Here is a 21,034-nt window from a genome sequence, read left to right as displayed (position 1 = left end):
CTCAGGCACCCAGTAAGCGGATCATTTCAGCTTCGTCGATCACTTCAATGCCCAACTCCTGCGCTTTTGCCAGTTTAGAGCCCGCCGCTTCCCCCGCAATCACTAGATCGGTTTTCTTCGACACGCTACCGGCCACTTTTGCCCCCAGCTCGGTCAGTCGTGCTTTGGCATCATCGCGTGACATCAGGCTCAGGCTCCCGGTCAGCACCACCGTCTTACCCGCGAAGGGGCTGTCGATTTCTTCAGCGTTGATAACCACCGGCGCTGGCCAGTGAATCCCCTGCTCCAAAAGCTGGACGATCACCTCGCGGTTACTCTCTTCGGCAAAGAAATTAAACACGTGGGTCGCCACCACGATGCCGACATCCGGCACTTTTTGCAGCTCTTCAACAGAGGCGGCTTCCAGCGCGTCGAGCGTGCCGAAATATGCCGCCAGACCTGCAGCCGTCGCTTCGCCGACTTCACGAATACCCAGCGCATAGAGGAAACGGGCAAACGTGGTCTCTTTCGCTTTTTCCAGCGCATTCACTACGTTTTGCGCCGACTTCGGCCCCATGCGATCAAGACCGGTCAGCTTACCTGCGGTCAGCGTGAAGAGATCCGCTGGCGTATGGACATACTCTTTCTCGACCAGTTGATCGATAATTTTGTCGCCCATGCCGTCGACATCCAGCGCACGGCGGGAAACGAAGTGTTTCAATGATTCCTTCCGCTGTGCCCCGCAGATTAAACCTCCGGTACAACGAGTAACCGCTTCGCCTTCCACACGCTCAACGTCAGAGTTGCATACCGGACAGTGGGTGGGAAACTCGATTTCGCGGGTATTGTCCGGGCGCTCGGAAAGCACGACGTTCACTACCTGCGGGATGACATCGCCCGCACGGCGAATGACGACTTTATCGCCAATACGCAAACCAAGACGCTCAATTTCATCCGCATTGTGCAAGGTGGCGTTACTGACCAACACCCCTGCAACCTGAACTGGCTCAAGGCGGGCGACAGGCGTAATCGCCCCTGTACGTCCAACCTGAAACTCAACATCGCGGACAAAGGTCATCTGCTCCTGCGCCGGGAACTTAAAGGCCACCGCCCAACGCGGCGCGCGGGCAACAAAACCCAGTTGTTCCTGCAAGGCCATAGAGTTGACTTTGATCACCACACCATCGATATCGAATCCCAGCGTCGGTCGGTCTTCTTCAACCTTATGATAGTAAGCAAGTACTTCCTCCGGAGAGTCGCAAAGCGCCACTCTGTCGCTCACCGGCAATCCCCACTCTTTAAATTGCAGCAGACGGCCCAGATGGGTATCGGGCAACACACCACCTTCCAGCACACCAACGCCATAGCAGAAGAAAGTAAGCGGTCGCTTCGCAGTGATACGCGGATCGAGCTGGCGTAATGACCCAGCCGCCGCATTACGCGGGTTAGCAAACACTTTGTTGCCAGTACGGCGGGCCTCTTCGTTGATTTTTTCAAACCCGGCCTGCGGCAGGAACACCTCGCCGCGCACTTCCAGACGCGTCGGAATGTTATCGCCGCGCAGTTTTAACGGGATCGCACGAATGGTGCGCACGTTCGAGGTAATGTCTTCCCCGGTGGTGCCATCGCCGCGCGTTGCGGCGCTAACCAGCACGCCGTTTTCATAGAGAATACTCACCGCCAGCCCGTCAAGCTTCAGCTCACAGCACCAGGTTAGTTTGTCCGTACTCTTCAGTCGGTCCTGTACGCGCTTGTTAAAAGCGAGAAAACTCTCTTCATCAAACACGTTATCCAGCGACAGCATCGGCACTTCATGGCGAATCTGACTGAACGCCGTTAACGGGGCGGCGCCAACGCGTTGGGTTGGCGAGTCAGGGGTAATAAGGTCCGGATGCTGCGCTTCCAGCTCGCGGAGTTCGCGCAGCAGACGATCGTATTCCGCATCGGGAATTTCCGGCGCGTCCATCACATGGTAGAGATACTCATGATGGCGAAGCGTGGTTCGCAGTTCTGTCAGTTGTTGTTCGATTGATTCCATATCGCACCATCAATGATAAAAAACCCCCGACAGGCGGGGGTTTAGCAAGGAGATGTCACGCCAAAGGAGAATCAGGCGCGAGATTCTTTAACTTCGCGGATGCGGTCCTGATACTCGCGCAGTTTCTGCGGCGTCATCATGCGACGTTGATCGTCAAGCACCACACCACCCACTTCATCGGCGATGTGCTGTGCGGACTGCAGCATCAGCTTAAAGTTTTGCAGCTCGTCCCCATAGGACGGAACCTGCATAAAAATAGTTACGCCAGGGGTGCTGAAATCACCCGTCATTTCGGGGTCAAACGTTCCTGGGTTAACCATATTGGCAAGACTGAACAGCGACGGACCGCTGCCATCCGGGCTCAAATGACGATGGAAAATATTCATATCGCCAAATTTAAAGCCGGCTTGCTGAATGCTATTGAGCAGCACTTCACCGTTGAGCTCGCTACCGTGATGCGCCGCAACGTTCATAATAATGACCGCTTCTTTACGCTGCGGTTTTTCAGCAGCAGGCGCTTCTTCAACTACCGGCTCAGGCTGCGGTTGATGTTCAACGGCAGGCTCTGCGGGCTGGAAAGTCTGCGGCGCAGGTTGCGGTGCTTGCTGCACGGGCTGCTGAACCTGCGGAGCAACGGGCTGATGCTGCATCGGCTGCTGTACAGGTTGTTGCTGAACAGGCTGATGTTGCACCGGCTGCTGCGGTTGTACAGGCTGCGGCTGAGCATGCGGCGGCGGTACCGGCGCTTGTGCAGGCTGCTGCGCGGGTTGACGCGGCTGAGCCGAAGCATAAGGCGGCTGGTACTGGTGTTGCGGCGACTGAGGAGGAACACCATGTTCCTGCGCGTTACCGGGAGCATGATTCACACGATGAACGCGAACTTCGCCCACGCCTTCGTCTTCCTCGACGTTGTCGTCGAACGAATCCTCGTCTTCACGTTTAGACTTCATGCGTTTCAGTGGGCGATCGCGGAATATAGAAGACCGCTCTTTACGGCTAGTCCAAAAACCATGTACCAGTAAAGCGATTATGGCGATCGCGCCAACAATGATTAATATCAGACGCAAATCCTGCATCATTATATTCTCTGTTGTTCTAACACCTTGCCACCACGGCAAACATTTACTCACTAAGAGTATTTGTCGATTACGCCAAGTGCAAGTGCACTCTTGGCTTTCACGGCATAAAGATGAATAAAATTGTGCTTTTTGCTGTTTTTTCGAACATTTCTGAACAGCTTAACGCTCAACAACCCGGTAAGATACGCAAAGTTTACCAGAGCTTATATAACAAGGAGTATGTCCTGACCATGGTTTCATCATCTGCAGTCGTACCTCGCAGCGGCCTTTATTACTTTTCACAGGGATGGAAGCTCATCACCCAACCGGGCATTCGTCGCTTTGTCATCCTGCCTTTGCTGGTGAATATCCTGCTGATGGGCGGCGCATTCTGGTGGCTATTCACACAACTCGATAGCTGGATCCCCTCGCTGATGAGTCACGTCCCTGACTGGCTTCAGTGGCTCAGCTACTTGCTGTGGCCGATTGTCACTATCTCCGTACTACTGGTGTTCGGCTACCTGTTTTCCACCATAGCCAACTGGATTGCCGCACCGTTTAACGGTCTGCTGGCTGAACAACTGGAAGCGCGCTTAACGGGCGCAACACCGCCTGACACCGGCGTTCTCGGCATCATGAAAGATGTTCCCCGTATTATGAAACGTGAATGGCAAAAGCTGGCGTGGTATCTCCCGCGCGCCATCGTGTTGCTGATCCTCTATTTCATTCCGGGTATTGGGCAGACCGTCGCCCCGGTGCTGTGGTTCCTGTTCAGCGCATGGATGCTGGCCATTCAGTACTGCGATTATCCGTTTGATAACCATAAGGTGCCTTTTAAGGAGATGCGCGTCGCGCTGCGTACACGCAAGGTCACCAATATGCAATTTGGCGCATTAACCAGTTTGTTCACCATGATTCCGGTGCTCAATCTGTTCATCATGCCGGTCGCGGTTTGTGGTGCCACGGCGATGTGGGTAGACTGCTATCGTGCTAAGCACGCGTTATGGAAGTAATGCAAAAATGTGTAAAAGCGGGCTGGCTTATGCCCGCTCTTATTCCATACTGCAAGGCATTATTTCCCATCAGCATATAGATATGCGATTTCCTTACTTCCCCATACTTTCTCAACAGGTATGCTGAAGCGGTATCCCAATTTCATACAGTTAAGGACAGGCCATGAGTAAGATTTTTGAAGACAACTCGCTGACTATCGGTCATACGCCGCTGGTTCGACTGAACCGTATCGGTAACGGACGCATTCTGGCGAAGGTGGAATCTCGTAACCCGAGCTTTAGCGTCAAATGCCGTATCGGTGCCAATATGATTTGGGATGCCGAAAAACGTGGTGTACTGAAACCGGGTGTTGAGCTGGTAGAACCGACCAGCGGCAACACGGGGATTGCGCTAGCCTACGTTGCCGCAGCCCGCGGTTACAAACTGACTCTGACCATGCCGGAAACGATGAGCATTGAGCGCCGCAAGCTGTTGAAAGCTCTGGGTGCGAACCTGGTGCTGACCGAAGGCGCAAAAGGGATGAAGGGTGCAATCCAGAAAGCGGAAGAAATTGTCGCCAGCGATCCGGAGAAGTTCCTGCTGCTGCAGCAGTTCAGCAACCCGGCGAACCCGGAAATTCACGAAAAAACCACCGGCCCGGAAATCTGGGAAGATACCGATGGCCAGGTTGATGTCTTTATTTCCGGCGTAGGTACCGGCGGTACATTGACTGGTGTGACCCGTTATATCAAAGGCACTAAAGGCAAAACCGATCTGATCACCGTCGCGGTTGAACCTACCGACTCCCCGGTTATCGCCCAGGCGCTGGCGGGTGAAGAACTTAAACCGGGCCCACATAAAATTCAGGGGATTGGCGCGGGTTTCATTCCAGGCAACCTTGATCTGAAACTTATCGATAAAGTCGTCGCCATCACCAATGATGAAGCAATCTCTACTGCGCGTCGCCTGATGGAAGAAGAAGGTATTCTGGCGGGCATTTCTTCCGGCGCTGCTGTTGCTGCCGCGCTTAAGCTGCAGGAAGATGAAACCTTTACCAATAAGAATATAGTGGTTATTCTACCGTCATCGGGTGAGCGTTATCTGAGCACTGCACTGTTTGCCGATCTCTTCACAGAGAAAGAACTGCAACAGTAATGCCAGCATGTTAAAAACGCGTAAAAAAGCACCCATTTGGGTGCTTTTTTGTGGCCTGCTTCAAAGTTTCAACTCGCCTGGCATTGATTCAACCCACCAGAACTGGTATTTAACCAAGCTAATTATTTTGATGCGCGAAATTAATCGTTACAGGAAAAGCGCTAGCTGAATCGATTTTATGATTTGGTTCAACTCTTCCTTTCGCGGCATAATGTTTAATGACGAACGAAACGTCAGCGGCAAGAAGTTGCCAGCAACGGATTGCACCGAACTCCTTTTGTGTCGCGTCCAGTTTACGCCGATGCTAACAATACAGGCTAAAGTTGAACCGCCAGGCTAGACTTTAGTTCCACAACACTAAACCTATAAGTTGGGGAAATATAATGTTCCAGCAAGAAGTTACCATTACCGCTCCGAACGGTCTGCATACTCGCCCTGCTGCTCAGTTTGTTAAAGAAGCAAAAGGCTTTACTTCTGATATTACTGTGACTTCCAACGGCAAAAGCGCTAGCGCCAAAAGCCTGTTTAAACTGCAGACTCTGGGCCTGACTCAGGGTACCGTTGTTACCCTGTCCGCAGAAGGTGAAGACGAGCAGAAAGCAGTTGAGCATCTGGTTAAACTGATGGCTGAACTCGAGTAAGTTCAACGAGTTCTTTTAAATATCAGTCACAAGTAAGGTAGGGTTATGATTTCAGGCATTTTAGCATCCCCGGGTATCGCTTTCGGTAAAGCATTGCTACTGAAAGAAGACGAAATCGTCATTGACCGGAAAAAAATTTCTGCCGACAAGGTTGATCAGGAAGTTGAACGTTTTCTGAGCGGTCGTGCCAAGGCATCTGCGCAACTGGAAGCGATCAAAACCAAAGCTGGTGAAACGTTCGGTGAAGAAAAAGAAGCCATCTTTGAAGGGCATATCATGCTGCTCGAAGATGAGGAGCTGGAGCAGGAAATCATAGCCCTGATTAAAGATAAGCACATGACGGCTGATGCAGCCGCGCATGAAGTTATCGAAGGTCAGGCCACAGCCCTGGAAGAGCTGGATGATGAATACCTGAAAGAACGTGCGGCTGACGTACGTGACATCGGTAAACGCCTGCTGCGTAACATCCTGGGTCTGGCAATTATCGATCTGAGCGCTATTCAGGAAGAAGTTATCCTGGTAGCCGCAGACCTGACCCCGTCAGAAACCGCACAGCTGAACCTGAACAAGGTGCTGGGTTTCATTACTGACGCGGGCGGACGTACTTCCCATACCTCTATCATGGCGCGTTCTCTGGAACTGCCTGCCATCGTCGGTACGGGTAGCGTCACCTCTCAGGTTAAAAACGACGACTATCTGATTCTGGATGCCGTAAACAATCAGGTTTACGTCAATCCGACCAACGACGTTATCGAGCAACTGCGTGCCGTTCAGGAGCAGGTTGCAACCGAGAAAGCGGAACTCGCTAAGCTGAAAGATCTGCCGGCTATCACGCTGGACGGACATCAGGTTGAAGTTTGCGCCAATATCGGTACCGTTCGTGACGTTGAAGGCGCTGAACGTAACGGCGCTGAAGGTGTGGGTCTGTACCGCACCGAATTCCTGTTCATGGACCGTGATTCGCTGCCAACTGAAGAAGAACAGTTTGCTGCGTATAAAGCCGTTGCTGAAGCCTGTGGCTCTCAGGCGGTCATCGTTCGCACCATGGACATCGGCGGCGATAAAGAACTGCCGTACATGAACTTCCCGAAAGAAGAGAACCCGTTCCTGGGCTGGCGTGCCGTGCGTATCGCCATGGATCGTAAAGAGATCCTGCGTGACCAGGTCCGCGCGATTCTGCGCGCCTCTGCTTTCGGTAAACTGCGCATTATGTTCCCAATGATCATCTCTGTTGAAGAAGTGCGTGCACTGCGCAAAGAGATTGAAATCTACAAACAGGAACTGCGCGACGAAGGTAAAGCATTTGACGAGAGCATTGAGATTGGCGTGATGGTGGAAACACCGGCTGCGGCAACAATTGCGCGTCATTTAGCCAAAGAAGTTGATTTCTTTAGTATCGGCACCAATGATTTAACGCAGTACACCCTGGCAGTTGACCGTGGTAATGATATGATTTCACACCTTTACCAACCGATGTCGCCATCTGTGCTGACGCTGATCAAGCAAGTTATTGATGCTTCTCATGCTGAAGGCAAATGGACTGGCATGTGTGGTGAGCTTGCAGGCGACGAACGTGCTACACTTCTGTTGCTGGGGATGGGTCTGGACGAATTCTCTATGAGCGCCATTTCTATCCCGCGCATTAAGAAGATTATCCGTAACACGAACTTCGAAGATGCGAAGGTGTTAGCAGAGCAGGCTCTTGCTCAACCGACAACGGACGAGTTAATGACGCTGGTTAACAAGTTCATTGAAGAAAAAACAATCTGCTAATCCACGAGATGCGGCCCAATTTACTGCTTAGGAGAAGATCATGGGTTTGTTCGATAAACTGAAATCTCTGGTTTCTGATGATAAGAAAGACACCGGAACTATTGAGATTGTTGCTCCGCTCTCTGGCGAGATCGTCAACATCGAAGACGTGCCGGATGTAGTTTTTGCTGAAAAAATCGTTGGTGATGGCATCGCTATCAAACCAACCGGTAACAAAATGGTTGCTCCTGTTGACGGCACCATCGGCAAAATCTTTGAAACCAACCACGCTTTCTCTATCGAATCCGACAGCGGCATTGAGCTGTTTGTTCACTTCGGTATTGATACCGTTGAACTGAAAGGCGAAGGCTTCAAACGCATCGCTGAAGAAGGTCAGCGCGTGAAAGTGGGCGACCCGGTTATTGAATTCGATCTGCCGCTGCTGGAAGAAAAAGCCAAGTCTACCCTGACTCCGGTTGTTATCTCCAACATGGACGAAATCAAAGAACTGATCAAACTGTCCGGTAGCGTGACCGTGGGTGAAACCCCGGTTATCCGCATCAAGAAGTAATTCTTGCCGCAGAGAAAAATGGCGCCGATTGGCGCCATTTTTTTATACACTTCATCCGCCATTAAATGTGTGCAGTCACCGGGCGATAACACGCCTCGCGCATCAGGATTTTCATGCCCTCCGGCCCGCTCTCCAGCATCCGTCGTTCCGAATCCGCCACTAACAACTCACAGTCGTAACCACCCGCAATGCCGAACATAGCCCGCGCCACGCAGATATCTTCCAGTGCCGCTGTCCCGCAGGTATCAAAGTGTCCAACCATACGCCCATTCTGGCGAACTACCAGCCGGTAACTCTTCATCGCGCCTCCCCTGCCGGTGGCAGAATTAATTCATCACAACCGCACTGGTGCGTCCACGTCATCACGTCCAGCACCCGCTGTGCAGCATCGTGCGTCGCGGTCGTCAGCGCTTTCCCCATCACAAGGCCGCTCACCAGCTCGGCACAGAACAGATCGCCAGTCCCCTTCAGATCCGTTTTCACTCGCGGATGAGCTAACACCTCAACCGTTTCAGCCGTCACCACCGCAACATGAATAATCTCTTCCGTATCCCCCGGCGCACTGGTGATCACCACCCATTTCAGGGTGTCGGTGAGCAGTGATTGTGCCGCCGTAATGGCTTCATCAAGCGTACGACACGGCTTTCCGCTCAGCATTTGCAGCTCGAACACATTTGGAGTCAGCCCCTGAGCCAGCGGTAGCAGGTGCTGACGATAAGCCTCCGGAATTTCGGCTTTAACATACATACCGCTATCCGTATCGCCAATCACGGGGTCGACCAAAATGCACAGGTCCGGATGCGTGGTCAGAACGGTTTTCAGCCACTGTGCCAGCAAGGCGATTTGTTCCGCGCTGCCCATGTACCCTGTCGTCACCGCCTTTAGCTCGCGCAAGGCATCACGCTCGTTTAAGGCGCGGAGATAACCGCTAAACCAGTCTGCTGGAATAACGCCGCCGTAGAAGGTTTCATAATGCGGGGTATTACTGAACAGTACCGTAGGTACTGCCGTCACGCGTAACCCCTGCGCTTTAATGGCCGGGACGGCGATGCTGTTACCTACGCTGCCATAAACCACCTGTGACTGAACGGCGACGATATCGGTCTGTAACGCCCGATGCGTGTCGTCGAAGAGCACTGACTGGATATCACTCTCCTGCTCCATAAATTTCTCCTCTCGCTGGACAGCGGGTCTACGCCTCACTATTATCGTCATATGCTAAAATTCATTTTGTCATAGGTCAATAATGATCGACGGAAAAACCGCTAACGAAATTTTTGACAGTATCCGTCAACATGTCACTACAGGCACGCTGGCAGTGGGAGAAACGTTACCGCCAGTGCGGGAACTGGCAACGGAATTAAACGTCAACCGCAATACTGTCGCGGCGGCTTACAAACGCCTGGTCACCTCCGGGTTGGCACAGAGCCTGGGACGCAACGGTACGGTGATTAAGGGGATTACTGCCCCCGTAGCACTGGAAGGTGGTAATCCGGATACTCCGCTTATCGATCTTTCCGGCGGTAATCCAGCGCCCTCGCGACTTCCTGACCTGAGTGATTATTTTGCGAAGATAAATAAGAGTCCGCGCTTGTACGGCGATGCCGCTGTGTCACCTGGACTTAAGGCGTGGGCATCAGAATGGATGCAAAATGCAATGCCCGACAAAGGGGAAATTGATATTACCAGCGGTGCCATTGATGCTATCGAACGGCTACTGTGCGCCCATTTGCTGCCTGGTGATAGCGTTGTCGTAGAAGATCCATGCTTTTTAAGCAGCATCAACATGCTGCGCTATGCTGGATTCTCAGCAAACCCGGCCAGCGTTGACCGCGAAGGCATGCTGCCGGACCAGCTGGAACTCGCGCTACAGAAAGGCGCGCGGGCAGTAATTCTGACACCGCGCGCGCATAACCCGACAGGATGCAGCCTGAGCGCCTCACGCGCGGCGCAATTGCAGGAAATTCTGGCCCGCTATCCGCAGACGCTGGTGATTGTCGACGACCACTTTGCGCTGCTATCTGCTTGCCACTGGTATCCGGTGATTGCGAAGGAAACCACGCACTGGGCGGTTGTCCGCTCGATGTCAAAAACGTTAGGACCAGATTTACGCCTGGCCATTGTGGCCAGCGATCCGCTCACTTCAGGGAAGCTACGTTTAAGGCTTAACTCCGGCAGTCAGTGGGTCAGCCATCTGCTGCAGGATTTGGCCTGCGCCTGCCTGAATGACGAGACTTACCAACACACGCTGGCGCAAACTCAGCAATTTTACGCCGCCCAGCAGCAAAAGTTGACGGCAGCTCTGCGGCGACATGGCATTAAGTTGCCCGTTGGTGACGGTCTGAATATGTGGCTACCGCTGGAAGATAACAGCCAGGCGATCGCTTTTGCGCTGGCAAAGTCCGGCTGGCTGGTACGCGAAGGCGAAGTGTTTGGCGTCAATACGCCAGCCCACGGCCTGCGCATTACGCTGTCAACATTATCAGACAGCGACATTGATAAGCTGGCGACTGATATCCATCAGGCGCTAAAGCGCTAACAGGAGAGAAAAAGTGCGAGTTCATTTTGTTATTCATGAGTCTTTTGAATCTGCTGGCGCGTATCTGCCGTGGGCTGAATCACGCGGCTATACCATCACCTGGTCGCACGTTTACGCCGGGGAAGCGGTCCCTGCGAACGCGGATGGCTTCGATATGTTGGTGGTGTTTGGCGATCCGCAGTCACCACGAACCACGCTGGCAGAGTGTCCGTACTTTGATTCTCATGCCGAGCAGCATCTGATCAATCAGGCGATTGCGGCACGTAAAATTGTGGTGGGGATCTGCCTGGGTTCACAGTTAATCGGCGAAGCGCTGGGTGCGAAGGTGTGCCAGAGTCCGGAAAAAGAGATTGGTCACTACCCGATCACCCTGACCGAAGCAGGCCAACAGCATCCGTTGTTCAGCCATTTTGGTTCACCGCTTACCGTCGGTCACTGGCACAACGATATGCCTGGATTAACCGACCAGGCGACAATTCTCGCCACAAGCGAGGGCTGCCCGCGACAAATCGTACAATACGGTAATTTCGTCTATGGTTTTCAGTGCCATATGGAATTTACGGCTGATGCTATAGAAGGGCTTATTCAACACTCCGAACAAGAACTGGCGGAAGCTAAAGGCAAGCGCTTCATCCGCTCCGTTGAAGAGATGCGCGCATGGGATTATCAGCAGATGAATGAGAAGCTGTGGCAATTCCTTGATAAGCTTGTGGAAAAACGTAACGATTGATTATGGCTGGCCGGATAAGACGCTTTACGTCGTCATCCGGCGATCGTGCCGTACGTTTGCCTGATGGCGCTATGCTTATCAGGCCTACAAACTAAATCCCTGATCCCTGGTTAAAGTGCTCTTCGCCAAACACGCCGGTTGAAAGGTAGCGATCGCCGCGATCGCAGATGATCGCCACCACCACCGCTCCCGGATTTTGTTCGGCCACGCGAATCGCTCCGGCTACTGCGCCGCCGGAACTAACGCCGCAGAATACACCCTCTTTCACCGCCAGCGCGCGCATGGTGTTTTCCGCATCGTTCTGATGAATATCCAATACCTCATCCACCAGCGAGGCGTTAAAAATGCCCGGCATATATTCCGCAGGCCAGCGGCGAATTCCCGGAATACTACTGCCCTCTTCCGGCTGCAGGCCCACGATGGTAACCGCTTTTTCTTGCTCACGTAGAAAACGCGACACACCGGTAATGGTGCCTGTTGTTCCCATACTGGAGACAAAGTGGGTAATACGACCTGACGTCTGCTGCCAGATTTCCGGTCCGGTGGTGGTGTAATGCGCGTACGGGTTATCCGGATTATTAAATTGGTCGAGAAGTTTACCTTCTCCGCGCTGCGCCATTTCAAGAGCTAAGTCACGCGCGCCTTCCATCCCCTGCTCTTTGGTCACCAGAACCAGTTCAGCCCCGTAAGCACGCATCGCCGCTCGGCGCTCCTGGCTCATGTTGTCTGGCATCAGCAGCTTCATGCGGTAGCCCTTCAGCGCGGCGATCATTGCCAGAGCAATTCCGGTATTACCGCTGGTAGCCTCGATCAGTACATCACCAGGCTTAATTTCTCCACGTTTTTCCGCTTCGACAATCATCGACAGCGCAGCCCGGTCTTTCACCGAACCCGCGGGATTATTGCCTTCCAGCTTGACCCAAATTTCACTGCCGTTATCCGGCGCCAGACGTTGTAGTTTCACCAGAGGCGTATTGCCAATTGTTTGTTCTAATGTGTTCACGTTTTGAGCTCGTAAAAAAGCCCGGGGGCGCAGCGCTTACCGGGCGATAAACATACTTTTTAACCTATCAGGCACTTTGCGCCAGAGCAAGTTCCTCTTCACGCGTTTCAATGCGCTGGTCGCCGTTATACAGACGCGCATTTTGCAGCCCGACAAACAGCCGCTCGCCGCGGCTTGGGGAATCATCGCCCTGCATGATGACCGTCAGCGGTTCGTTATACCACCCCAGCGGTTGCACAACTAATTGGGTGTAGTGTCCTTTCGGGCTGGCTTCCAGTACCTGTACCGGCAACGGCGAATCCAGGCTGGTACGACGGCTGACGTCCACTTCCCACGGACGCAGAAACAGATCCACCGGTCCCTGATAACCAGGCGTATAACCCAGCGGCCAGCGGTGTGCGCCCACGTGGAATTGTCCACCGCGAATCGTTCCTTGTAGGCGGTTAACCTCGCCCATAAATTCCAGGACAAAACGGGTAGCTGGTTCGCGCCATACCTGATCGGGTGCATCGGCCTGCTCGATATGACCCTGACTCATCACTACCACGCGATCGGCAACTTCCGTCGCTTCTTCCTGGTCGTGGGTAACAAACACGCTGGTGAACTTCAGCTCTTCATGCAGCTGACGCAGCCAACGACGCAGTTCTTTACGTACCTGCGCATCGAGCGCGCCAAACGGCTCGTCGAGCAGCAGGATCTGCGGCTCTACCGCCAGCGCACGCGCCAACGCCACACGCTGCTTTTGCCCACCAGAAAGCTGCGCTGGGAAGCGGTCCGCCAGATGAGCCAATTGAACCATCTCCAGCAGTTTGGTGACTTTTGCTTTGATGGCCGCCGCATTCGGGCGCTCACGCCGTGGCAGGACCGTCAGACCAAACGCGATATTGTCGAAAACGGTCATATGACGAAACAGCGCATAGTGCTGGAATACGAATCCCACTTTACGGTCGCGAGCATGCAAACGACTGACGTCGGTGCCGTGAAAACGGATATGCCCGCTGGACTGATGCTCCAACCCGGCAATAATGCGCAGCAGCGTGGTTTTGCCCGAGCCGGATGGCCCCAGCAGCGCGACCATCTGACCTGAAGGAATATCCAGCGAGATATCGTTCAGCACCTGGGTGCGACCAAAAGACTTCTTAATATTGGCAATCTCAATGCTCATGATTTTCCTCCTGCTGCGCGCGTTTCTCCTGGTTCTCCAGACGCCATTGCAACATGCTCTTCAAAAACAGGGTAATAATCGCCATCAGCGTTAATAGCGCCGCGGCGGTAAAAGAGCCGACCGTGTTGTAGTCCTGCTCCAGTAATTCAATTTGTAGCGGTAGCGATAGGGTTTCGCCGCGAATCGAGCCGGAAACCACCGACACCGCGCCAAACTCGCCAATCGCACGGGCGTTGGTCAACACCACGCCGTACAGCAGCGCCCAACGGATATTTGGCAGCGTAACGCGGCGGAACATCTGCCAGCCGGACGCGCCCAGCAACACAGCCGCTTCATCTTCATTGCTGCCCTGGCTTAACATCACCGGCACCAACTCTCGCACCACAAACGGACAGGTCACGAATACCGTCACCAGCACCATCCCCGGCCAGGCAAACATAATTTGCAGGTTATGCTCATCCAGCCATCCACCCAGCGGACCGTTAGAGCCGTAAAACAGCAGATACACCAGGCCGGCAACCACCGGCGAGACGGCAAACGGAATATCCAGTAAGGTCAGCAACAACTGGCGTCCTGGGAAGTTAAAACGGGTCACCAGCCAGGCCAGCAACACACCAAACACCAGGTTCACCGGCACCGCAATCAGCGCAATCAGCACCGTCAGCCAGATGGCATGCAGCATGTCCGGATCCGCCAGGTTCTGTAATACCGGCATTAATCCCTTGCTGAACGCCTGCACGAAGATGTAAATCATCGGCACCAGCAAAATAAACGCGGAGACCAGCATGCCCGTGCCGATCAGAAACCATTTCCCCCAGTTGATGCGGGGCGCGCCATAGCGTTTCAATTGGGTAATGTCTGCCATTAGTGACCTACCACACGTCGACCAAAGCGACTTTGCAGGGTGTTAATTGAAAACAGCAGCAACAACGAAGCCCCGAGGATCACAGAAGCAATCGCGCTGGCGGCCGGGTAGTCAAACTCCTGCAAGCGAACAAAAATCATCAGCGAGGTCACTTCCGTTTTCCATGCGATGTTCCCAGCGATAAAGATAACCGCGCCAAACTCACCGAGGCTGCGGGTAAACGAAAGCGCAACGCCCGCCACCAGCGCGGGGGACAGCTCCGGCAGCACCACTTTACGGAAACTCTGCCAGCGCGTAGCACCGAGCGTTTCCGCCGCTTCTTCATATTCGGGACCTAATTCTTCCAGCACCGGCTGGACGGTACGCACCACAAACGGAATGCTGGTAAACGCCATCGCCACCGCGATACCAAGCCAGGTGTAGGTCACCTTGATATCCAGCTTCGCCAGCCACTCGCCGTAGAAGCCATTAACCGAAAACAGCGACGCCAGCGTCAGACCCGCCACCGCCGTAGGCAGCGCAAACGGCAGATCCATCAGTGCATCCAACAGCGTACGGCCAGGAAAGCGATAGCGGGTTAAGATCCACGCCATCAGCAAACCGAACACGCCGTTAAAAATCGACGCCACAAACGCCGACAGCAGCGTCACTTTATAAGCCGCCACCACCTGCGGATTGGTAATCACATCCCAGTATTGCGCCCAGCTCATTTGCGCCAGTTGCATCACCAGCGCGCTCAGCGGCAGCAGCAATATCAGGCAGACAAACAGTAAGCTTGTACCCAGGCTCAAAGTGAAGCCGGGCAGCACGCGTCGGGAAGAAACAGCAAACATTTACTTACGCCCCGCCGCCAGCAGTTTGTCCAGCTCTCCACCGCTGACAAAGTGTGTTTTCATCACTTCAGGCCACGAACCAAACTTATCTTCCACACGGAACAATTCGGTCTGCGGGAATTTATCTTGCTGTTTGTCCATCACCTGCGGGTTATTCACGCGGTAGTAGAAATCGGTAATAATGGTTTGCGCCTGCGGGCTGTACAGCCAGGTCAGGTACGCTTTAGCTGCTTTTTCAGTACCGTTGGCTTGCACATTTTTATCTACCCAGGCCACCGGGAATTCGGCGAGGATATTGGTTTTCGGGATAACCACTTCAAAACCCTGCGCTTCATACTGTTTACGAATGTTGTTCACTTCTGATTCGAAGCTGATCAGCACATCGCCCAGACCGCGCTCTGCAAAGGTGGTGGTAGCACCGCGACCGCCGGTATCAAACACTTCGACGTTTTTCAGAAACTGGGTCATGAACTGTTCGGTTTTGGTTTTATCACCACCGTCAGCTTTATCCGCAGCACCCCACGCCGCCAGATAGGTATAGCGCGCGTTACCGGAGGTTTTTGGGTTCGGGAAAATCAGTTTCACATCAGAACGCACAAGGTCATTCCAGTCATGAATGTTTTTCGGGTTCCCCTTACGCACCAGGAAACCCATGGTGGAATAGAACGGCGAGCTGTTATTCGGCAGGCGGCTTTGCCAGTCGGCGGGGATCAGTTTGCCTTTGTCATGCAGGATCTGCACGTCGGTGATCTGGTTATAGGTCACCACATCGGCTTTCAGCCCCTGCAGAATCGCCAGAGCCTGTTTTGATGACCCGGCATGAGATTGTTTAATCGTCAGTTTGTCACCGCCGTTATCCTTAGCCCATTGCTGTTCAAACGGTGGATTAAGGGCGGCAAAAAGCTCACGGGAAACATCGTATGAACTGTTCAGCAGTTCCGTTGCCTGCGCCTGCCCCACCAGCAACAGCATGGCTGCCAGCGTCAGTGTTCTTTTTTTCAGTAAGTTAACGGCCATTGCGCACCCTTATAAATTTAATGACTTTCTTATGGTCATCATATTTATAACCAGTGCTAAAGGAGTAACGGTTTTATATACCGTTTGATGATTTGAAAGTTGAAAAGAGAATAAGAGAATCCCTCCCCACACCGAGTGAGGAGGAGACCGGCATCAATCAGACGCCGACGCTAACGCTTTCAGGCAGGGTGCTACCGCCATCAATCACGTTTTGCGTGCCAGTTAAGTAACTGGACTCATCCGAGGCCAGGAACGCCGCCAGTTCACCGACCTCAAGCGGACAGGCCAGACGACGCATCGGGATCGCTTTCGCCATTTCGACTAAAACGGATTCAGGATCTTCCGGGTTAGATTGACGCGCAATGCTTTCCGCCATCGGCGTACGAACGTAGCCTGGGCAAATGGCATTAACGCGAATGCCTGACTGCGCATATTCTACCGCCAGGGATTTGGTCAAACCGATGATTGCGGCTTTCGACAGTGCGTAGGCCGTTTCGCCCGGGTCGGCAACCATATCGCCGGTCACCGATGACATCATCACGATGCGCCCGTCTTTGCGCGCAATCATCTCCGGCAGAACGGCTTTCGTCACATTCCAGACGCCTTTAATGTTGATATCAATGTGGAAATCGCGATCTTCATCGCTCATATCAAGGAAGTTGCCGAGGCGGCATACGCCGGCATTGTTCACCAGAATATCGATTTTGCCTTCAATCTGCTTCGCGCGCATCACCGCTTCCTTGACCGACGCAAAATCTCTGACGTCAGCGTGAACGGCTGTGCAACGGTGCCCTCGCCCAGCCAACTCATCCGCCAGTTTTTCAATCTCATCGGAGATATCCAGCAGAATTAAGTTCGCACCATGGCGGGCAAACGTTCTGGCGATACCCTCGCCAATACCCTGAGATGCGCCCGTAATCAATGCTGTTTTGCCCGTGAGTTTTCCCATTTCAATATTCTCCTTTTGAATATGAAGCCTTCGCTTCATTCACGCAGAAGATACAGCAATAACAAATTAGTGCTGAGGAATAGCTCACTAAATCAGGTTAATCTCAGGTAAAAAAAATCCCCGACGATGCGGGGATGTCTATTTCGTGGCCGATAACAGGATCAGATCGCCATTACAGCGCCATTAAACGGTCCAGCGACGGTGCAAAGTAATAGCCGCCGGTTACCGGTTTGGTGAAGCGCAGCATTGCATCACGCTTACCGTCGGTGTCACCAAACATGCTCAGCAACTGTTGTTCAATGTTGTGCAGACGGGCGCAGTAGGCGCAGAAATAGAGACCATGCGTGCCGCTGGCAGTGCCGTATGGCAGGCTCTGGCGTACAATTTTCAGCCCTTTACCGTCTTCTTTGAGGTCAACACGGCTCAGGTGAGAGGTGACCGGACGGTCATCACCGTCGATCTCTTCGTTGGCTTCCTTGGTGCGACCAATCATCATTTCCTGGTCATGGATGCTCATGCGATTAAGCTGCTTCAGGTTATGTTCCCAACGCTGCACAAACACATAGCTGCCACCGGCATCCACACCATCTTTGATAACGGCGACTTCACGGCGCGTTTCTTCGCCTGCCGGGTTTTCCGTACCGTCAACAAAGCCGCTGAGATCGCGCTCTTCGACCCAACGGAAACCGTGGATTTCTTCTTTGACTTCAATACAGTCGCCAAATGCTTCCATTGCCGCCTGCGCAACGGAGAAATTCACGTCATGACGCAAAGAGAGAATATGGATCAACACGTCATATTGGGTTGCTGGTGCCAGACCTTTACCGTAAGGGATAAAGTCTTTTAACTCTTCAGCACCGACGCCGCCGCTCAATGCACGCCAGGTGTTGTTGCCAAAAGCGACAACCGCGCCCAGATGCGCATCCGGGAACTTAGCTTCAAAGGTCGCCAGCTTATCGGCGAAGGTTTTGCTGGCCGCACGCAGGGCCTCAACGTCGCCTTTAACATTGGCTTCAATCCAAATCGCCGCACGGCAATGTTCTGGCAAAATGCCACTCTGAACCTGAGACATTGTTCCTCCTGAAAAAAAGATGCCACGACATCGTGGCATTGATTGGCGCTATTCTACCTGTTTTTTTAACAAGCCGATTTGTTCAGACGCAAATTAACGCCGCCAGATAATTTTGCTTACTTTCCACGCTTTCAGCGTGTCGTCAGACGGCATTATATCCTCAGGCCCGCTCCATTCACCGGAAAAAATATAGCTAATATGTTGACTTCCTTCAGCTTTACACTCAACGCCCGCGCTGTCATCGCCGGTTGCCTTTTGGCAATTACCGAAAGCTTTAGTGTAAAGGTCGCTAAACGGTGTACCGATTTCGACACCCGCGACTGACGAAATATCGTGGTCTAACACATCAATACGACTAATGGTTCCCTGGCTGCCATTGATGACTATCGCCAGCTTGTCGTCTTTCATCGCTTCATAGAAGCGCACCACATTTCCGTTATCAGTCTTCATCCCGCTACGCAGGCGGTAATCACCGTCCAGCGCATCAGCAATGGCTTTTTCATCCAGCGGTGTCGCGCCCGTTAACGCTCCGACGCCCTGCTCTGTGACCTGCGTTGAAGAACCAAACCAGTTCCACGGATTAGCGGCAGACCAGTTCACCGAGGACAACGTTGAACACCCGGCCAGTAGCAGCGGCATCGCGCATAAAGTCAAACGCAGTGATTTCATTTCACTTCCTTCCTTATTTATCAACGTTGCTTGGAGTCCGGTTTCCCCAAAAAGTGCCGTTATTCTTTCTCAAGGGAAAAACAGGCGCGCAGACGTTGATTGGTTAACAGCCAGATCAGTGCGACGATATCCGCCACCAGCAGCGCCAGCCCGACACCGTTGAGCGGATCGCCTGTCAGCCACATCACCGGCTGCCAGCACAGCAGCACCAGTTGAGCGAGAATCAATAATCCGCGCAGCCAGCGCCAGATTACCGGAAACGCAAAGCGTCGCCCGCTGAGTAAAAACGCCAACACGGCGGGAACGCCGGGGAGCAAACCCAGCCAGAATGCGTCATGATCGGGATAAAACAGATTCAGCAACGTGTTGCCCTGCTCACGAGAAGAACCGGCTATCACAAACAAAACCCAGGTGCGTGCCTGTAACAACAGTACGCACCAGAAGAGAAAAGGCAGGCGAAGACGCCCATGACCGTCATAGTCGGCCGGATGAAACTCAGTACTCTTCATCTTCAATCAAACGCTTGCCCAGATTGAGTACATCCGCATGTTCATAGCCCAGACGTTCATACATGCCCTGTACGACATCGTTATCGTCACGCACCATGATTTGAATCTTCGGGCAACCGCGGGCAATGAGCTTTTTCTCCAACCGGTTGAGTAGCGCATTAGCGATACCGCGACCGCGAAACTCAGGATGCACGCCCAGGTAATAGGCGGAACCGCGATGCCCGTCGTATCCGCCCATCACCGTACCGACCACCTCACCGTTCACTTCAGCGACGAGGAACAAGCTGACGTCATGATTGACTTTACGTTCGATGTCCATTTCAGGGTCGTTCCATGGACGCAGCAAATCACAACGCTCCCAGAGGGTGATCACCTCTTCGAAATCTTCCTGGCGAAAAACGCGTATTTCCATGGTATTGGTTACCTTTTCAGGACGTTAAAAAGCGATTATGGCGCGAACGGCTGATTTAGCCAATATCTGACGCGAAGCGGCGGAAAAAATGGCATAATACGGAATTGTCACGTATTGAAATGAAAAGTAAAACAATTCTTATCTCGATCCGTCGCAACGGACTACGCGATACGATATAACGTTTAGAACCTTTTTTTTACAACTCAGGCCGTATGAGCACTTTTAAACCACTAAAAACACTCACATCGCGCCGCCAGGTGCTGAAAGCCGGGCTGGCCGCCCTGACGCTGTCAGGCATGTCGCAAGCCATCGCTAAAGAAGAAGCGCTAAAGACCAGTAATGGACACAGCAAACCGAAAGCGAAAAAATCAGGCGCTAAGCGTGTTGTTGTTCTTGATCCGGGGCACGGCGGGATTGATACCGGCGCAATTGGTCGCAACGGATCGAAAGAAAAGCACGTGGTGCTGGCGATTGCCAAAAACGTGCGCTCAATCCTACGCAACCAGGGGATTGATGCACGCCTGACCCGCTCCGGCGATACGTTTATTCCGCTCTACGATCGCGTCGAGATCGCCCACAAACATGGCGCAGATCTTTTCATGTCGATCCACGCCGACGGTTTTACCAATCCGAGCGCTGCGGGTGCTTCGGTCTTTGCCTTATCCAATCGCGGTGCCAGTAGCGCCATGGCGAAATATCTGTCCGATCGTGAAAACCGGGCCGATGAAGTCGCCGGGAAGAAGGCCACCGACAAAGATCATTTGTTGCAGCAGGTGCTGTTCGATCTGGTGCAAACTGACACCATTAAAAACAGCCTGACGTTAGGCTCGCATATTCTTAAGAAGATCAAGCCGGTACACCGTCTGCACAGTCGCAGCACGGAACAAGCCGCCTTCGTGGTGCTAAAATCACCTTCGATTCCGTCGGTCCTGGTCGAAACCTCGTTCATCACCAACCCGGAAGAAGAACGATTACTGGGGACGGCTGCGTTTCGTCAGAAAATCGCCACCGCTATCGCCAATGGCATCATCAGCTATTTCCACTGGTTTGATAACCAGAAAGCACACTCGAAGAAACGTTAACC

Annotated in this window: 22 protein-coding genes; 8 read left to right on the top strand and 14 right to left on the bottom strand. The window is 53.0% G+C overall.

Annotated elements, in window-relative coordinates; all coding sequences use genetic code 11:
- Window position 1: 1 nt before the first annotated feature.
- A complete protein-coding gene (gene ligA / locus SK33_RS06950) occupies window positions 2-2,017 on the bottom strand; it encodes an NAD-dependent DNA ligase LigA (protein WP_032949736.1) in 2,016 nt (671 codons plus the stop codon).
- 71 nt (window positions 2,018-2,088) lie between these two features.
- Window positions 2,089-3,096, bottom strand: coding sequence for a cell division protein ZipA (zipA, locus tag SK33_RS06945; RefSeq protein ID WP_003038097.1), 1,008 nt, complete (start codon window positions 3,094-3,096; stop codon window positions 2,089-2,091).
- Between the two features lie 230 nt (window positions 3,097-3,326).
- On the opposite strand from zipA, the gene cysZ reads away from it, so the two are divergent.
- The 5 genes from cysZ to crr all read left to right on the top strand — a co-directional run bounded on the left by cysZ (window position 3,327) and on the right by crr (window position 8,187).
- Window positions 3,327-4,088 (top strand): sulfate transporter CysZ, encoded by a 762-nt coding sequence (gene cysZ, locus SK33_RS06940; RefSeq protein WP_003038094.1) that lies wholly within the window; start codon window positions 3,327-3,329, stop codon window positions 4,086-4,088.
- Between the two features lie 163 nt (window positions 4,089-4,251).
- Entirely contained in the window at window positions 4,252-5,223 is a 972-nt protein-coding gene (gene cysK, locus SK33_RS06935) for a cysteine synthase A (protein WP_003038091.1), read from the top strand.
- Window positions 5,224-5,606: 383 nt separating this feature from the next.
- Window positions 5,607-5,864, top strand: coding sequence for a phosphocarrier protein Hpr (ptsH, locus tag SK33_RS06930; protein WP_003038086.1), 258 nt, complete (start codon window positions 5,607-5,609; stop codon window positions 5,862-5,864).
- 45 nt (window positions 5,865-5,909) lie between these two features.
- On the top strand, window positions 5,910-7,637 hold the full coding sequence (ptsI, locus tag SK33_RS06925) for a phosphoenolpyruvate-protein phosphotransferase PtsI (RefSeq protein WP_044701750.1): 1,728 nt from the start codon (window positions 5,910-5,912) through the stop codon (window positions 7,635-7,637).
- Between the two features lie 40 nt (window positions 7,638-7,677).
- A complete protein-coding gene (gene crr, locus SK33_RS06920) occupies window positions 7,678-8,187 on the top strand; it encodes a PTS glucose transporter subunit IIA (protein WP_000522253.1) in 510 nt (169 codons plus the stop codon).
- 61 nt (window positions 8,188-8,248) lie between these two features.
- Here the strand turns inward: crr and SK33_RS06915 are convergent, their stop codons facing one another.
- Together SK33_RS06915 and pdxK are read right to left on the bottom strand one after the other, a co-directional pair.
- On the bottom strand, window positions 8,249-8,488 hold the full coding sequence (locus SK33_RS06915) for a hypothetical protein (protein ID WP_003038077.1): 240 nt from the start codon (window positions 8,486-8,488) through the stop codon (window positions 8,249-8,251).
- Complete coding sequence (gene pdxK, locus SK33_RS06910; RefSeq protein WP_003838557.1) at window positions 8,485-9,351, bottom strand: pyridoxine/pyridoxal/pyridoxamine kinase; 867 nt, start codon at window positions 9,349-9,351, stop codon at window positions 8,485-8,487. The genes SK33_RS06915 and pdxK overlap by 4 nt, the downstream gene beginning before the upstream one ends.
- A gap of 82 nt (window positions 9,352-9,433) precedes the next feature.
- Here pdxK and ptsJ point away from each other — a divergent pair, with 82 nt between their 5' ends.
- Entirely contained in the window at window positions 9,434-10,726 is a 1,293-nt protein-coding gene (ptsJ, locus tag SK33_RS06905) for a MocR-like B6 salvage transcription factor PtsJ (RefSeq protein ID WP_048218364.1), read from the top strand.
- A gap of 13 nt (window positions 10,727-10,739) precedes the next feature.
- Window positions 10,740-11,456, top strand: a complete 717-nt coding sequence (locus SK33_RS06900) for a type 1 glutamine amidotransferase (protein WP_048218366.1) — start codon at window positions 10,740-10,742, stop codon at window positions 11,454-11,456.
- 91 nt (window positions 11,457-11,547) lie between these two features.
- Here SK33_RS06900 and cysM read toward each other — a convergent pair whose 3' ends face one another.
- The 10 genes from cysM to SK33_RS06850 all read right to left on the bottom strand — a co-directional run bounded on the left by cysM (window position 11,548) and on the right by SK33_RS06850 (window position 19,950).
- Window positions 11,548-12,459 (bottom strand): cysteine synthase CysM, encoded by a 912-nt coding sequence (cysM, locus tag SK33_RS06895; RefSeq protein ID WP_003838552.1) that lies wholly within the window; start codon window positions 12,457-12,459, stop codon window positions 11,548-11,550.
- A gap of 67 nt (window positions 12,460-12,526) precedes the next feature.
- Window positions 12,527-13,624 (bottom strand): sulfate/thiosulfate ABC transporter ATP-binding protein CysA, encoded by a 1,098-nt coding sequence (gene cysA / locus SK33_RS06890; protein ID WP_003038066.1) that lies wholly within the window; start codon window positions 13,622-13,624, stop codon window positions 12,527-12,529.
- Entirely contained in the window at window positions 13,614-14,489 is an 876-nt protein-coding gene (cysW, locus tag SK33_RS06885; RefSeq protein ID WP_003038064.1) for a sulfate/thiosulfate ABC transporter permease CysW, read from the bottom strand. The genes cysA and cysW overlap by 11 nt, the downstream gene beginning before the upstream one ends.
- The gene (gene cysT / locus SK33_RS06880) at window positions 14,489-15,322 is read right to left on the bottom strand and encodes a sulfate/thiosulfate ABC transporter permease CysT (RefSeq protein WP_003038061.1); all 834 of its coding nucleotides are present in this window, start codon (window positions 15,320-15,322) and stop codon (window positions 14,489-14,491) included. Before cysT ends, cysW begins: the two co-directional genes overlap by 1 nt.
- A complete protein-coding gene (gene cysP / locus SK33_RS06875) occupies window positions 15,323-16,339 on the bottom strand; it encodes a thiosulfate/sulfate ABC transporter substrate-binding protein CysP (RefSeq protein WP_048218368.1) in 1,017 nt (338 codons plus the stop codon).
- Between the two features lie 157 nt (window positions 16,340-16,496).
- The gene (ucpA, locus tag SK33_RS06870; RefSeq protein WP_003038057.1) at window positions 16,497-17,288 is read right to left on the bottom strand and encodes an SDR family oxidoreductase UcpA; all 792 of its coding nucleotides are present in this window, start codon (window positions 17,286-17,288) and stop codon (window positions 16,497-16,499) included.
- Window positions 17,289-17,460: 172 nt separating this feature from the next.
- Complete coding sequence (gene yfeX / locus SK33_RS06865) at window positions 17,461-18,360, bottom strand: porphyrinogen peroxidase (RefSeq protein ID WP_003838547.1); 900 nt, start codon at window positions 18,358-18,360, stop codon at window positions 17,461-17,463.
- A 93-nt stretch (window positions 18,361-18,453) separates the two neighbouring features.
- A complete protein-coding gene (locus SK33_RS06860) occupies window positions 18,454-19,029 on the bottom strand; it encodes an RpoE-regulated lipoprotein (protein WP_016150735.1) in 576 nt (191 codons plus the stop codon).
- A gap of 59 nt (window positions 19,030-19,088) precedes the next feature.
- The gene (locus SK33_RS06855; protein ID WP_003038050.1) at window positions 19,089-19,538 is read right to left on the bottom strand and encodes a DUF2919 domain-containing protein; all 450 of its coding nucleotides are present in this window, start codon (window positions 19,536-19,538) and stop codon (window positions 19,089-19,091) included.
- Complete coding sequence (locus SK33_RS06850) at window positions 19,525-19,950, bottom strand: GNAT family acetyltransferase (RefSeq protein WP_003038048.1); 426 nt, start codon at window positions 19,948-19,950, stop codon at window positions 19,525-19,527. The genes SK33_RS06855 and SK33_RS06850 overlap by 14 nt, the downstream gene beginning before the upstream one ends.
- A gap of 212 nt (window positions 19,951-20,162) precedes the next feature.
- Here SK33_RS06850 and amiA point away from each other — a divergent pair, with 212 nt between their 5' ends.
- Window positions 20,163-21,032 (top strand): N-acetylmuramoyl-L-alanine amidase AmiA, encoded by an 870-nt coding sequence (gene amiA, locus SK33_RS06845; protein WP_003038046.1) that lies wholly within the window; start codon window positions 20,163-20,165, stop codon window positions 21,030-21,032.
- The last annotated feature ends 2 nt before the right edge of the window (window positions 21,033-21,034 follow it).

It is taken from the genome of Citrobacter sp. MGH103 (assembly GCF_001034475.2).
GTDB classification, from domain to species: domain Bacteria; phylum Pseudomonadota; class Gammaproteobacteria; order Enterobacterales; family Enterobacteriaceae; genus Citrobacter; species Citrobacter freundii.
The sequence above is the reverse complement of the archived record's forward strand: the minus strand, read 5'-3'. Positions and strand labels throughout refer to the sequence as shown.